This window comes from Bartonella sp. CM120XJJH, assembly GCF_042194715.1.
Taxonomy (GTDB): Bacteria; Pseudomonadota; Alphaproteobacteria; order Rhizobiales; family Rhizobiaceae; genus Bartonella.
This window is the reverse complement of the sequence record NZ_JBHINE010000008.1, coordinates 56,988-72,596: the sequence shown is the minus strand read 5'-3', so window position 1 is coordinate 72,596 and position 15,609 is coordinate 56,988. Positions and strand designations below refer to the sequence as shown.

At 37.1% G+C, this 15,609-nt stretch carries 8 protein-coding genes and 1 pseudogene; 5 read left to right on the top strand and 4 right to left on the bottom strand.

Annotated features, from left to right (window positions below):
• Positions 1–522: 522 nt before the first annotated feature.
• Positions 523–2,316 (bottom strand): aspartate--tRNA ligase, encoded by a 1,794-nt coding sequence (gene aspS, locus ACFIKU_RS05020; RefSeq protein ID WP_375656869.1) that lies wholly within the window; start codon positions 2,314–2,316, stop codon positions 523–525.
• 133 nt (positions 2,317–2,449) lie between these two features.
• Here aspS and rnd point away from each other — a divergent pair, with 133 nt between their 5' ends.
• From rnd to ACFIKU_RS05005, 3 genes and pseudogenes are all read left to right on the top strand, one after another.
• Entirely contained in the window at positions 2,450–3,604 is a 1,155-nt protein-coding gene (rnd, locus tag ACFIKU_RS05015) for a ribonuclease D (protein ID WP_375656868.1), read from the top strand.
• 827 nt (positions 3,605–4,431) lie between these two features.
• A pseudogene (locus ACFIKU_RS05010) lies at positions 4,432–5,450 on the top strand (tyrosine-type recombinase/integrase).
• Positions 5,451–5,655: 205 nt separating this feature from the next.
• Positions 5,656–5,856: a helix-turn-helix transcriptional regulator gene (locus ACFIKU_RS05005; protein ID WP_375656867.1), complete on the top strand. Its 201-nt coding sequence runs from the start codon at positions 5,656–5,658 to the stop codon at positions 5,854–5,856.
• Positions 5,857–6,127: 271 nt separating this feature from the next.
• Here ACFIKU_RS05005 and ppx read toward each other — a convergent pair whose 3' ends face one another.
• Entirely contained in the window at positions 6,128–7,645 is a 1,518-nt protein-coding gene (gene ppx / locus ACFIKU_RS05000) for an exopolyphosphatase (protein ID WP_375656866.1), read from the bottom strand.
• A 6-nt stretch (positions 7,646–7,651) separates the two neighbouring features.
• Positions 7,652–9,832 (bottom strand): RNA degradosome polyphosphate kinase, encoded by a 2,181-nt coding sequence (locus ACFIKU_RS04995; protein WP_375656865.1) that lies wholly within the window; start codon positions 9,830–9,832, stop codon positions 7,652–7,654.
• A gap of 325 nt (positions 9,833–10,157) precedes the next feature.
• Here ACFIKU_RS04995 and ACFIKU_RS04990 point away from each other — a divergent pair, with 325 nt between their 5' ends.
• Positions 10,158–10,406 (top strand): zinc-finger domain-containing protein, encoded by a 249-nt coding sequence (locus tag ACFIKU_RS04990; protein ID WP_273722745.1) that lies wholly within the window; start codon positions 10,158–10,160, stop codon positions 10,404–10,406.
• 49 nt (positions 10,407–10,455) lie between these two features.
• On the top strand, positions 10,456–11,703 hold the full coding sequence (locus tag ACFIKU_RS04985) for an FAD-binding protein (protein WP_375642428.1): 1,248 nt from the start codon (positions 10,456–10,458) through the stop codon (positions 11,701–11,703).
• 192 nt (positions 11,704–11,895) lie between these two features.
• On the opposite strand, the gene dnaE is transcribed toward ACFIKU_RS04985, so the two are convergent.
• A complete protein-coding gene (gene dnaE, locus ACFIKU_RS04980) occupies positions 11,896–15,363 on the bottom strand; it encodes a DNA polymerase III subunit alpha (protein WP_375656884.1) in 3,468 nt (1,155 codons plus the stop codon).
• Positions 15,364–15,609: the final 246 nt, after the last annotated feature.

The following is a 15,609-nucleotide window of genomic DNA, read 5'->3' as shown; positions in this document are numbered from 1 at the left end:
CCTTTTTGGAATGACAAGAGCACCTTTCAAACATCATCTTTTATTATAAAGATAAATTGTATAACAACCCCATTCAGTTTTTCTATGAAAAACTAAAAAATATTCAAAGCTTATAAAATTTAAACTTTTCAGAGTAAGCCCATAGAATGGAAAACCACATTATTCTCATAAAAACGAAGAGACACAATGCTCTGCTACAACGTTGTAAAAAATTCAATAAAAAATAAATAATATATTGACTTATAAAGATAATTTATTTTTTCAACTAAAATGAGACTCCTAAATATTATAGAATTCTCTCATTTCTAATTTATTCATGATCAAGCAATCATAATCATTTCTTCACCTATCACAAAGGGAAGAGCCCCTATAGAAACAAGGAATTAAAATGCCTCATAAAGAATCAATACAATGGCGTTTTTGTCTATCTAAATTTCACAAACAGCACACAAACATGACACTCTTGAGAAGCATCAACACTTCACTCTGCATAAGAAAGATGAAAACAATCCATAATCAACTTTATGAGCTATTTTTGTGAGTAGGAGCCATACGGATTCCTAAATCACGTAATTGTGTAGGAGAAACATCAGAAGGAGCACTCATCAAAAGATCAAGCGCCTGTTGATTCATAGGAAATAAAGCAACTTCACGCAAATTTTTAACACCTTGCAACAGCATAATGATGCGGTCAATTCCCGCAGCCATCCCACCATGTGGCGGAGCCCCATAATGGAATGCACGATAAAGACCACCGAAACGATCTTTCACAACTTCCTTAGAAAGACCTACAAGTTCAAAAACTTTAAGCATCATTTCTGGTAAGTGATTACGAATTCCTCCTGATGCAATTTCATAACCATTGCAAACAAGATCATATTGAAAAGCTTTAAGAGTAAGAGGATCTTGGGTCTCAAGAGCATTTTCGCCCCCTTGAGGCATAGAAAAAGGATTATGTGCAAAATCAATCTTTTTTTCATCTTCATTCCATTCAAAAAATGGAAAATCAACAATCCACGCCAAAGAGAAACTATCTCTATCGAGAAGATCTAATTCTTCCCCTACCCTTGTGCGAGCTGCTCCGGCAAAAGATGCAAACTTTTTTGGATCGCCAGCTACAAAAAAACAGGCATCACCACTTTCAAGTCCAAGCTGTATACGGATTGCTTCAGTCCTCTGTTCACCAATATTTTTGGCGATAGGCCCTGCTCCTTCAAATTTTCCTTCTTCTTCACGCCAAAAAATATAACCGAGCCCTGGTTGCCCCTCACCTTGTGCCCATACATTCATACGATCACAAAAAGCACGACTTCCACCCGTTTTAGCTGGAATAGCCCACACTTGTGCATTCTCATCATTCGCTAAAATTTGAGCAAAGACTTTGAAACCAGAATTATAAAAATGCTGAGAAACATCTTCCATAATGATCGGATTACGCAGATCTGGCTTATCAGAACCATATTTTTGCATTGCTTCATTATAGGAAATGCGAGGAAAGCTTTGTGTCACAGTCTTTCCATCTGCAAATTCTTCAAAAATAGAACGCATAATAGGTTCCATAGTTGCTAAAACATCTTCTTGCTCAACAAAACTCATTTCAACATCTAATTGATAAAATTCACCAGGAAGACGGTCAGCCCTTGGATCTTCATCTCTAAAACATGGAGCAATCTGAAAATAACGATCAAAACCTGACATCATTAACAATTGTTTATATTGCTGTGGCGCTTGCGGTAACGCATAAAATTTTCCCTGATGAACACGACTTGGAACCAAAAAATCACGTGCTCCTTCCGGCGATGAAGCTGTCAAAAGTGGCGTCGTAAATTCCGTAAAACCATTATTTTGCATAGCCCGTCTCATAGCCGCAATAATTTCAGTCCGACGCATGATATTTTTGTGCATAGTCTCCCGACGCAAATCAAGAAAACGATATTTTAATCGAATATCTTCTGGATAATCAGGCTCACCAAAAACCGGTAAAGGAAGCTCATCAGATTTTGAAAGAATTTCTACCTCTTGTGCAAAAATTTCAATCTCACCTGTTGGAAGCGTTGCATTAATAACTTCATCGGAACGTGCACATACCTCTCCATCCACACAAATAACCCATTCAGAACGCACTTTTTCAATAACTTTAAAAGCCGGCGAAGCAGGGTCAACAACAATTTGTGTGATTCCAAAATGATCACGTAAATCCACAAAAAGAATCCCTCCATGATCACGAACACGATGAACCCACCCCGAAAGACGGACTTGTGCTCCTACATCACATTTACGAAGAGCCGCACAATGATGACTGCGATAACGGTGCATGTTTTTTTGCCTTTGATTATAATATTCATATGCGCTACAAACGCTTTTTAATAACCATTTGTCAAGATATGAGAATAAAAACTCAAAAATAAAGTCAATAAAGGACAAATTCAATTTATCGAATTATAATAAAATGCTGAATCTTATTACACAAACAACCGATCTTGAAATTGCACTTAATGCTCTACGTACCTCTGATTTTGTAACAGTCGATACTGAGTTTATCCGCGAAACAACTTTTTGGCCTCAACTGTGTTTAATCCAGCTCGCATCACCAGATGTCACAGTTTTGATTGATCCCATAGCGCCAGATATTGATTTACAACCTTTTTTTGACCTTATGATCGATAAAAAAGTTGTAAAAGTTTTTCATGCTGCACGCCAAGATATTGAAACAATTTATCATCTTGGAGGTGTTATTCCTTCCCCTCTCTTTGATACGCAAATAGCAGGATCAATTTGTGGATTTGGTGATTCTATCTCTTATGATCAAATTGTACAACGCTGCACGGGGCATCATCTTGATAAATCCTCCCGATTTACAGACTGGAGTTGCCGACCGTTGTCTGAAAAACAACTGCTCTATGCACTTGCCGATGTAACTTACTTAAGAGATGTTTATCTGTTATTGAAAAAAAGGTTAGAAAAAAATCAACGTGCTCACTGGATGGATGATGAAATAACAATCCTTTTAAATCCTAAGACCTATGATATGCCAGAAGATGAAGCATGGAAAAAAGTGAAAGGAAAAATTAAAAAGCCACGTGAACTTGCTGTATTACAAAAGATAGCAGCTTGGCGGGAACGTGAAGCACGAAAATACAATATGCCACGTCGTCATATCATAAAAGATGAGTGTCTTATAGAAATAGCAACCCAACAACCAAAAGATGAATCTGCATTAAAACGATTACGCAGTCTTAATAAGAAGTGGGATAAACTCTCAATTGCTCAATCATTAATCAAAGCTGTCCACGAAGGCTTAGAGGTGGATCTTTCTACTTTACCCCCCATTCCTAAACATAATCCACTCAACGATACGACGGCCGCTGTTATCGATCTGCTCAAAGTGTTATTAAAAATTGTTGCAAACGAAAACAGCATTGCCCCTAAAATTATTGCAACATCTAGTGATTTAGAAAAAATTGCCAATGGAGGAATAAAGAAAAATATTCCCGCTATGAATGGCTGGCGCTATGAGATATTTGGTCAAAAAGCCGAACAACTGCTAAAGGGACAGATAGGGTTTTACTTTAACGATGGAAAAATAAGCACAAAACAGCTTTAATTTACATTTCCCCCACATTCTAAGATTTTCACAAGATCTTCTTATTTTATATCAAAATGGGTGGAAAACCAAAAGAGAAAAATTTTGCAACCACTTTTATTAAATCAATTTTATTTGAAAAGTTTAGATAGAGACTTCGAGTGAATTTATAACATTCTCATTTTTAAAAATCTATTACGCTGCTTATTATCTATATCAATTGGTATGCCCTATAGGCCAATGCAAATAGGATAAATAAAGCCTACTTCTGACAAAGTTAAAAACTTAAATAGTAAACTCTTATTCAAAATGACAACTAAATCTTTACCCAGTCAATCAAATAGCAATCTTATTAAAAAAATCTGATAATAAAAGCGTAGTCGTTACAAAAATAGTAGCTAGCAATAGGAACAAACAAAGATATAATATCTTACGTCCCCATATCGTATTAAAAAACTACCGAGATTGCAATATAACAATCAAAAACCAGCCAGCATAACAACTAAAACACCAAACAAAGACAATATACTGATTTATAAAGATAATTCGTTGTTTTACCTATTGAATGAGAGTCCCAAATAACATAAGATTCTCTCATTTTAAACCTGTTTATCTTGAATCAATCAAAACCATTCTCTTGCACACCACAAGCAGGGTTAGCGTGTGGGTAAAAACTGTACAAGAAAGGACTCAAAATATCTCTTATGAAGAGTTTCAAGTGCCAAAGGCTGTCGCAAACATTGGGAGCTGGCAAATATAATGGTGGTGCCAGCTTTCTCCTTCATAAGCGTAAAGATGGGGATGCTCAATAACTTTACCGTTATACCATTCATGGTCGGTATCGCGAAATGGGCTTGGGTTCCTTAAGAAAGGTCTATTTAAAACAAGCCCGTGAATTGGCAACTGGGTAGCGCTCTATTTTACGTGAGGGTCGTGACCCCATTAAAGAACGCAATAAACAAAAGCGTGAAACAATGCGCAAACTTCATTATTAAAAAAAACATTGCCGTGGATGCCTTTTGAAAGTCGTAAGACTGAATTAAAAAGAGATGGTAAGGCTAGTGATTGGTTTTCACCTTTGCGGCTTTACATTCTCCCTAAATTAGGTTGCCTCCCCGTTTCAGAGATTACACAAACAGAGATACGCGATACGCTTTCTCCCATTTGGCATACAAAAGCTGGAACAGCTCAGATAGCACTAAATCGTCTTAATATATGTCTCAAACATGCGGATGCCTTGGGTTTGGATGTTGATTTACAAGCAACAGAAAAAGCACGCGCGCTCTTAGGTAAACAACGCTATAAAACTATTAATAGACCAGCAATGGATTGAAAAGATGTTCCTGCTTTTTATAAAACACTTTGCCAAACAGCAACCCTAACACATCTGGCTTTGCGCTTGCTTATTCTGACAGGCGTTCGTACAAATCCCTTATGTCATATTCATAAAGATCAAGTTGAGGAGGATATATGGACAATCCCTGCTGAGAATATGAAAGGCAAGCGTGATGCTACAACAGAGTTTCGTGTGCCCTTATCATCAGAGGCATTAGAAATCTTAAAACAAGCGCGTCTGCTTTCTCGCAATGATTTCTTTTTTTCTGCAACCGGTCGGGGGCCTCTTGCTGATAAATGTATGTCAAGGTATATGCAACAGGCTGGACTGAATGCCTGCCCCCATGGTTTTCGCTCTAGTTTACGCAATTGGCTCGCTGAAACAACCGATACCCCCTATGAGGTCGCTGAAACCATTCTAAGTCATACGGTAGGCGGTAAAGTAGAACGTGCCTATCGTCGTACTGATTATTTAGAACAGCGCCGTGTCTATATGGATAAATGGGCAGCATATGTCACCAGTCAATCTTAAGATATGGGGTGCAACACCCCATTATCTGTGGATAACTTTAGCTCTCTTCTCTCTCATTCTTTCTCAATAAGACTCATAAATTATCACATCAGAAATTATATGATAAAATATTGTTTTCTATGAATAAAACATCTTTCTAAATGAACCAAAATGTGGTTAATAAATAGTTATGATTTGTTCTCATTTTGATAGAAAGGATTTTAGTATGACAGAAAATGATATTCTTTTGACAGACCGTGAAAGTGCAAAATTGCTTCATATGAGTGTCTCAACATTCCGCCGTCATGTTACCAATGGATCTTTGCCAAAACCTTTAAAATTTGGCTTTTTATCGCGTTGGTTACAATCAGATCTTATCAATGTCATCAAGCAAGCGAAACAGCAACGTCAAAGTGACGCGGCATAAAAAAAAACTTGTCACGTAAGGATGAACAAAATTTTTCATTTTCACATGAAGCTTATGAAGTGCAAATCACATTCTGTGACGCAAATAACAGAATAAAAAATTATGTTTTCTTTTATGAATACTCAGGACATTACCAATGCCTTGCGTGATGTCTGGTATGAAAGTTATAGAACAAGCCCCATTGTCCAAGCTCATGATGATAGGTTACCTAGTTTATCCCTCGTCAATGGCCCTATTATAAGATATACAACCCAGATAAATTAGGAAAAAATCAAAAAATTTCAAAAGCGAGAGGTTGTTTTATTATTTTTGATAACTTCTGTAATCGTCCAAGAGGACGTTCTCCTAATAACCCAGAGTAATTCTTTGGGATCTGCAAGATGATATGATCTGCTTTTTTATGCCACAATAAATGAGGTAAAATTCCTGCAACAGAAGCACTAAAAAGATGAGCAATACGCATAGTTTCGCCAAGAATACGTGCTTTTTCAATTATATTTTGAGTTGCTAATTGAAAAATGGGTAGAGATTCTTTATCAACCAATAAACTCGTATTGCGAAAAAAAACAGCAAGCGCCGCATAAAGGCGCCCTTCATGAGAAATTCCTGGATAAGATCCTAAGGCTATTTGATTTGCTGCTTCATTACCTCGATAATCTGGATGTATACGCCAACCAATATCCGCAAGAAGACAAGCGGCTTGACGATAACGGCATTCATTTTCAGTTTCTGAAATTCCAAAAACTTCAAAAGCATTCGTCGTAAAATCAATGAGTTCTTCTGCTTGTTTTGGTGAACGTGCCCGTAAAATAGCCATTTCTGTGCATGCTGCAATGAGAGGATCTGAAAGTCGAATTGCTTGCGGCAATCGTGAATAAAGAAAACCTTCACGAACGCCAGCACCAGAAAAAATTATCTTTTCAAACTCCATACACTGAATGAGTTCAATAAGAACGATTGCCCCATAAGATAAAAGTTTCCGACGATTCTGAGAAATCGCTGCAATCCCTCTCATATTATCAATATTGCCACGTGCTACAAGACGTAAAAAGTTCTCCATTTCAACGGCTTCAACTTCATAGCCATGCATAACAGGGAGCCGATAGTGTTTCATTGCCATATGGAGTTTTGCCAAATTACGCCATGTCCCCCCTACTGCATAAAAATAACGTGCTATACCTTTACGAGTACGAACAACAGACGATTTATAAAATTGCTCATGTACAATTTTTGTAGCTACAGCACTATCATTATTTGACATATACTGTAACCTTAAACCACCCAATGGGAGAGTTATCCCTTCACCAACATCAGAATGATCAATATCAATCAGCTCAAGACTTCCACCACCAAGATCTCCAGAAATACCTTTTGGTTGATAAAAAGTAGAAACAACTCCATATGCTGAATACATAGCTTCTTCACTTCCTGTGAGAAGATATATTTTATTTTGCAAAATATCTTCAGCATGCTGAATAAATGCTACGCCATTCTTTGCATCTCGTGCTGCTGCTGTTGCTAAAGTATAGACCTCATCTGCCCCAATCTGTCGACAAAGCGTACGAAACCGTTTCAGTGTTTGCAATGCCATTTTCATCGATTGTTCTTCTAAAAATCCCGTTTTTGCCACACCATGACCGAGACCACAAAGAATCTTTTCATTAAATAAAACTGTTGGTGAGCGAACAAGCCCCTCATAAATAACCAACCGAACAGAATTTGAGCCAATGTCAATAACAGCAACAGGCTTACACCCCTTTAACCGACCTTGAGCATCTCTATATGTCATTGGATTTTAGTCTTTATGTATTTCGGCTTGTTGCCGATGCAACGCAACCAAGCGCGAAACAGAAGACTCAAAAGACTCATTTTCCCCTGCAAAACTTGTATTGGCCATAAAATACTCCTGCGCATTAAATAGACTTTCACCTATCTGCGGCGTAATACGTTTTGATGTTCCATCCTTAAGTATATCAAAGCTTTGTTGATTATCAACGATATTAGCCAACATAATCTGTAAAAGAATTTTTTGACGCACTATTTTATTAAAAACTGGAACCAATATTTCAATACGATAGTCCAGATTACGAGGCATCATATCAGCAGAGCCCAAGTAAACGAGTGCATTTTCATTAGGCAAATCTTGTCCATTCCCAAAACAAAAAATGCGACTATGTTCAAGAAAACGCCCGACAATTGATTTTACACGAATATTATCTGAAATTCCTAGAATACGAGGACGTAAACAACATATCCCCCGCACAACCAAATCAATTTGCACCCCTGCTTGACTAGCACGATATAAAGCATCAATAATTTCAGGATCAACCAATGCATTAACTTTCATCCAAATAGCAGCAAACCTTCCCTGTTGTGCATGAACAATTTCTCCCTCAATATGCTCTAAGATACGACCACGCAATGTTAAGGGTGAAAAAGCAATCTTCATTGTTTCATTTGGACGCTCATATTGCGCAATATAATTGAACAATAACGCAACATCATGAGCGATATCATCATCCGTGGAAAAAAAAGAAAGATCGGTATAAGTTTTAGCGTTAATGGGATGATAATTTCCTGTTCCAAGATGAACATAAGAGCAAAGACATTTTCCCTCACGTCTCACAACCAATGACATCTTAGCATGAGTTTTTAATGCAATAAAACCAAAAATAACTTGAACCCCAGCACATTCAAGATCCCGCGCCCAACGAATATTTGCTTCCTCATCAAAACGTGCTTTAAGTTCTACCAAAGCAGTCACAGACTTTCCCTGTTCAGCTGCTTCAATCAAAGCGCTAACAATTGGGCTATCATTTGATGTACGATAAAGTGTTTGTTTGATTTCCACAACATCAGGATCGCAAGCAGCTTGACGTAAAAATTGGACAACAACATCAAATGTCTCATAGGGGTGATGAATCACAATATCATTTTCACGAATAGCCGCAAAACAATCCCCTTTATGTTCACGAATACATTCGGGAACACGAGAAATATAAGGAATAAATTTGAGATCATCACGAGGAATAGAAACAATTTCTGATACCGTATTAAGCGCTAAAAATCCATCAAGAACATTAATACAATTATCAGGAACAGCGAGACTATTCGCTATAAATTGGCGTAAACTCTCTGGCATTTTTGCATCAAACTCAACTCGAATAACTTGCCCACGGCGCCGCCTTTTGAGAGCAGTTTCAAAAAAATGAACAAGATCCTCAGCTTCTTCTTCTACTTCAATATCACTATCTCGGATTACTCTAAATACACCAAGTCCTGTAACCTCATAGTTAGGAAATACATGTTTAATAAAAAGGCCAATAACATCTTCAGATGCAATAAAACGAAAATGATTACCCTCTTGAGGAAGAAGAATAAAACGCCTCAAAAGCATTGAAATAGACAACAACACTATGTGAGAGTTCTGATCAGTTTCTCCAGACAATTGAAGCGCAATAGAAAGCCCTAAATTAGGAATAAATGGAAAAGGATAAGTAGAATCAACAGGCAAAGGTTTTAAAACAGGCAAAATTGTCTCAAGAAAATATTTTTCAAGCCATGATTTTTCAATTTCTGAAAGATCATCAGAACAAATAATTTCAATATCATTCTTTTTTAATTCATCACGTAAAACGTTCAATTCTCGTAGTTGGTGAGCCTGCAGCTTTGAAATTTCAGCTAATACAATATCAAGTTGTTCCTGTGGAGTGTGCCCATCTGCACTGCACGTTGTAACGCGAGCACGAATTTGAGCTGCTAGCCCTGCAACACGAACCATAAAAAACTCATCAAGATTTGCAGCTGAAATAGAAAGAAATTGTAGACGTTCTAATAAAGGATGTTTTGAATTAGCCGCTTCCATCAAAACACGATTATTAAATTGTAGCCATGAAAACTCACGATTAATAAACCGTACCGGATTTTTCATTGTTATATTCGATATAGAAATTTTATCTACCACCCTCTGTTCCATATATCCTAAATAATTTTCTTTTATATTTTCTAAAATCCTTGACAAAATATCTCACATAACATTTTATAATATGTTATCATTATGATAATATATCAATGCCTAACTTTCCTCATCATTTTTCCATTTAATATTTAAAAATACTTGGAATTATTTCTATGCGCAAAGTGCTAAAAATCTGACTATTATTTTAATATAGCATAAAGGGGGAGAAATTTGTCTTAAAAAGCAGCTTGCATTATTATAAGCTTTATTACAAACTCACGCCTATAAAATAGAAGAGCCCAATTATAGCTGATGAGACAATTTATTCTGGAGTTTGTACGCCATGGCTGATCATAACATTCCCCATTTCCAAAATGACCTTGGATATAAAACAATCGAAATTGGTGTGAAAGAATTTATGTGTGTAGGTGCTACACAACCATTCGATCATCCTCATATCTTTATCGACATGGGAACAGCAGATGAGAAAATTTGCCCCTACTGCTCAACCCTTTATCGTTATGTTCCCTCGTTATCATACGATCAAACAAATCCAACAGGATGCTTATATCATCCAGAAAAGCTATTATAATTGCGTTTTTTGGCTTTCTTAATAACCGCTCTTTTAACTCTGCTTTAATATGAAATCATTTGTGGAACAATCACCCATCATTGTTGGAGGAGGAATTGCTGGTTTAAGCACCGCTTTAGCACTCGCTCATAAAGGAATTGCAAGCACCATTATCGAAAAGTGTAAGCAACTTGAAACAATAGGAGCTGGTATTCAACTGACACCAAATGCAACATCTATTCTTGCTCGCTGGGAACTTCTTAACAAACTCACTGAAGTCGCGACAATCCCGCATTTTCTTGAGTTAAAAGATGGATTATCTCTAAAAATACATCTACGGGCTCATCTTATTAATCTAACAGAAAAATATTGGAAAGCCCCTTATATGACGATTCACCGCGCGGCTTTACAAAAAATTTTATATAATGCAGTGATTGAAAATCCTTTGATCAAATACAAAGCAGGCGAAACGATTGTGTCTTCTACCCAATCTGCAAGCAACATTAAAATCACGACCATAAAAACAGATACGGTAACAGAACAGCTTCATTCAACGCCCCTCCTGATCGCATGTGATGGCGTTTGGTCAACATTAAGGCAACAATCTCCTTTTCATGAAAAAGCAAATTTTAGTGGCTTTATTGCTTGGCGTGCAACAACAACATTTGACAATCTTCCTCAAAACTTTCGTTCTTCATTGCAAAATATGAAGACAATTACGGCTTGGATGGGACCCAAAAATCATCTTGTTGTCTACCCCATTCAATCGTCAGAAAAAATTTTTAATTTTGTCGCCATCACAAATGGAGAAAATTCAAAAGAAGGATGGGCTCATAAAGGAGATAAAGAAAAACTCAAATCTCTTTTTAAAGGTTGGAATTCAAAAATCTTACAAATCTTTGACCATATTGATGAATGGAGTTATTGGCCACTCTTTCAAATGAAACAAAATCGTTTTATCGGCTTAGAGAGACAAGTATTTGTTGGCGATTGCGCACATGCTGCCTTACCTTTTGCAGCTCAAGGGGCCGCTATGGCAATCGAAGATGCTGCTACATTAGCTGAAGCACTTTCATTGAAAGATTTTTCATTAATGAAAGCACTTTCGCTTTACGAAACAACACGCACCCCCCGTATTGTAGCAGTAAAAAAACGCGGAGATTTCAACAGATTAGCCTATCACGCAACCGGTCCTATAGCAATTGCACGCAATCTCATGATGAAAATTCGGACACCAGAGAGCATTATGTCAGATCTCAATTGGCTTTATATGTATGATGCGATGAATTCCATAAAAAATAATGATAAAAACTTATAAAATTCTTCCAGTAATTTGAATATTACGAAAGAAAGAAATCTTTTTAATTTTATGACACTAAAAAAATATCATAATTTACTCAAATAAAAGCAATATTTTTCGAAACCTACAATCCGATTTTAAAAGCTCAATTTTTAACGCTCCTAAAAGCAAAAACACCACTCAAAATCAGCTCCCATCTTTAATCTTTCTTTAACTCAGTTCTACATCAACAACACCCTGAATTAATTTCATAGCATTTGCGACATGTGAATTTACCTTATATCGCTTAGGAAGCGCAATTTCGACTTCTCGCAATCCATCCTCTTGAATTAAAATAAGCCCAACCTCTCCATTCCCCCCAAGATTTAAATTTTGTTCAATTTGTGGAAGCATATCAACTGTTTTTATAAAGAGACGCATCATTTTATGCTGTTGTAATGATTCATTTTCCAAAGACTGAATTGTTTCAATTCGCAAACTAACTCCTTCAGAACGATTTTCTGCACTCACCGTAATAATAAAAGATTTTCCGGGTTCTAACATCTCTTCATAATCCGATAGTGCCTCAGAAAAGAGAACTGCTTCATATTGTCCACTTGTATCAGAAAAATGAATAATTCCCATTTTTTTACCAGATTTTGTTTTGCGCACGTTTTTTGCCACAACAGTTCCAGCAAGCCGTGCAGCCGTTGCTCCTCCTTTAACGGCATTGGCAAAATTAACCCAAGTCTGAACGCGTTTTTTGTCCAAAATAGCTTGATATTCATCTAATGGATGAGCAGAAAAGTAAAAACCTATAGCTTGAAATTCTCGATAAAGTTTCTCAGCCGGCAACCAAGGGGTTGTTTGCGATAAAATCAATGGTTCTTTTAATCCGCCTGCCATTCCAAATATATCAACCTGCCCGCTAGAATTGTCATCGAGAATACGAAGTGCACGCGCATGAAGGGTTCCAAGATTGGCTAATAAAACCTCACGTGCAATGTTAAAACAATCAAAAGCACCAGCACAAACTAAACTTTCCATCGCACGCTTATTAACAATACGAGGATCAACACGCGCACAAAAATCCTCCAGATCCTTAAAAATCTTATTTCCACGACAAGCAACAATATGATCCACAACGGTTTCTCCCACACCTTTAATGGCAGCAAGAGAATAATAAATACAGTTATCACCAACCTCAAAAACACGATGAGATGTTTGTATAGAAGGTGCAATAACTTCAATACCAAGCCTTAATGCTTCACGCCGAAAATCATTAAGTTTATCTGTATTCGTCATATCATATGTCATTGAAGCAGCTAAAAACTCAACGGGATAGTTTGCTTTCATATAAGCTGTTTGGTAAGAAACAATTGCATAAGCAGCAGCGTGCGATTTATTAAAACCATAATCGGCAAATTTTGCTAAAAGATCAAAGATAATATCAGCTTGATCTTTATCAACACCACCAGCAACAGCTCCATTGACAAAACGCGTACGCTGTTTTTGCATTTCAGCATGAATTTTTTTCCCCATAGCACGACGTAATAAATCGGCTTCTCCAAGCGAATAGCCAGCAAGCACCTGAGCAATCTGCATCACCTGTTCTTGATAGACAATAACACCTTGTGTTTCTTTAATTAGATGGTCTATTTTAGGATGAATAGAAGCAATTTCCTCTTCCCCATGTTTGCGTGCATTATAGGTTGGAATATTTTCCATTGGACCTGGACGATAAAGTGCGACCAGCGCAATGATATCTTCAATACGGTCTGGCTTCATTCCAATCAACGCCTTGCGCATACCAGAACTTTCCACCTGAAACACACCAACCGTTTCACCACGTGCCATCATAGCGTAGGTTGTTTCATCATTCAGAGGAATATTTGATAAATCTATTTTAATCCCCTTTCTGGCAACAAAATCGACTGCCATTTTCAAAACAGTAAGCGTTTTTAATCCAAGAAAATCAAATTTTACCAGTCCCGCCTGTTCAACATATTTCATATTAAATTGTGTAACAGGCATATCAGAACGAGGATCACGATACATCGGGACAAGCTCCCAAAGCGGACGATCTCCAATAACAATCCCAGCAGCATGAGTCGAAGCATGACGATAAAGTCCCTCCAACTGAAGTGCTATATCTAATGCGCGTCCAACAACCGGATCTTTTTTCTTTTCCTCTTCAAATTTAGGTTCATCCTTAATAGCATCAGCCAATTCTACTTGACTTCCTGGCGTAGCAGGAATTAATTTTGTAAGATAATCCACCTGACGATAAGGAACTTCTAAAACACGCCCCACATCACGCAAAACCGCACGTGCCTGTAACTTACCAAAGGTAATAATTTGAGCAACTTGATCACGTCCATATTTTTTTTGAACATATTGAATAACTTCTTCGCGCCGCTCTTGACAAAAATCGATATCAAAATCTGGCATCGAAACACGATCTGGGTTGAGAAAACGTTCAAAGAGAAGAGAAAAACGCAAGGGATCAACATCAGTAATCGTCAATGCATAAGCAACAAGTGAACCAGCACCAGAACCCCGTCCTGGTCCAACGGGAATATCATGAACCTTTGCCCATTTTATGAAATCTGAAACGATAAGAAAATATCCCGAAAATTGCATACGTGTAATAACTGAAATTTCATAATCAAGTCGCTGCTCATAATCTGCAATCGTATACCCTTCAGCCAATCCAATTGTTTCAAGCCGCATCTTCAAACCAGCTTTAGCCTGATTTAACAACTCACTATCTTCTACTTCCAAAGTATTTTCTGAATTAGCAGATTGTTCTATAAAACGAGGCAATATCGGTTTTCGAAGAGGTGTGGCAATATGGCAACGCAATGCAATTTCAACACTATTTTCTAAAGCTTCTGGAAGATCCGAAAACAGTGTAAGCATTTCATCTTGTGACTTCAAATAATGATCTGGCGTCACACGTTTACGATCTGGATTAGAGACTATTTGTCCTTCTGAAACAGCCATCAGCGCATCATGCGCTTCATACCCCTCTCTCTTCAGAAAAAAGGCTTCATTTGTCGCAACAAGAGGAATTTCATGTGCATAAGCCAATTCAATAAGATCAGCCTCTACTCTCCGATCATAAGAGCCATGCCGTTGTAATTCCACATAAAGACGATCAGCAAAAGATTTTTTCAAATAAATTAAGCGCTCAACAGCATGTTCTTTTTTCTCTTCCGCCAAAGAAAGATTAATAGGCCCTCCCTTGCCTCCCGTTAAAGCAATTATTCCTTCACTGTGTGCCGACAACCAATTAGCTTTAATATGAGGAGGATCAGTATCACATTTATCAAGATAAGCACGGCTGACAAGACGAACCAAATGAGCATAACCGGTTTTGCTCGCAGCCAAAAGAACAATAGAGCAAAAATTAGAAGAATTACGCCATTTAACCAAACCTGAATGATCATTTTCATCACAAAAATCAACAGCAAGCTGACAACCAATAATAGGTTGAACCCCATGAGAAAGACAATGCTGCGAAAATTCCAAAGCACCAAATAAATTATTGGTATCGGTAATAGCAACCGCTGGTGCATGATCTGAAATCGCTTGTTGAATAATTTGAGGGATTTTTAAAGCCCCTTCGAGTAAAGAATAAGCTGAATGCACTCTCAAATGAATAAAGCGAGGAAGAGAATTTTTGTTCTCTTGCATTTTATTTTTATTTTTTACCACTCTCACAATTTCCCACTACAAAATAAATGCCAAACAGCATCCCTTATAAAAGAAAAAACTCCTTTTTATCATAACTTTAAAGCTATAAGTTCATCATCCTACATAGAAGCAATATCCCAATTTTATTAATATTTATAAGAGAGTTCTATCAAGAAAAGGCTTCTATTCACAGCAAATAAATACCTAAAATAAAAAGAAAAATAATATACCTCATCTAAGCACTTT

Coding starts and splice junctions, on each gene's coding strand:
- aspS (WP_375656869.1), bottom strand. CDS start 2,316: ATGCACCGTTATCGCAGTCATCATTGTGCGGCTCTTCGTAAATGTGAT.
- rnd (WP_375656868.1), top strand. CDS start 2,450: ATGCTGAATCTTATTACACAAACAACCGATCTTGAAATTGCACTTAAT.
- ACFIKU_RS05005 (WP_375656867.1), top strand. CDS start 5,656: ATGACAGAAAATGATATTCTTTTGACAGACCGTGAAAGTGCAAAATTG.
- ppx (WP_375656866.1), bottom strand. CDS start 7,645: ATGACATATAGAGATGCTCAAGGTCGGTTAAAGGGGTGTAAGCCTGTT.
- ACFIKU_RS04995 (WP_375656865.1), bottom strand. CDS start 9,832: ATGGAACAGAGGGTGGTAGATAAAATTTCTATATCGAATATAACAATG.
- ACFIKU_RS04990 (WP_273722745.1), top strand. CDS start 10,158: ATGGCTGATCATAACATTCCCCATTTCCAAAATGACCTTGGATATAAA.
- ACFIKU_RS04985 (WP_375642428.1), top strand. CDS start 10,456: ATGAAATCATTTGTGGAACAATCACCCATCATTGTTGGAGGAGGAATT.
- dnaE (WP_375656884.1), bottom strand. CDS start 15,363: ATGCAAGAGAACAAAAATTCTCTTCCTCGCTTTATTCATTTGAGAGTG.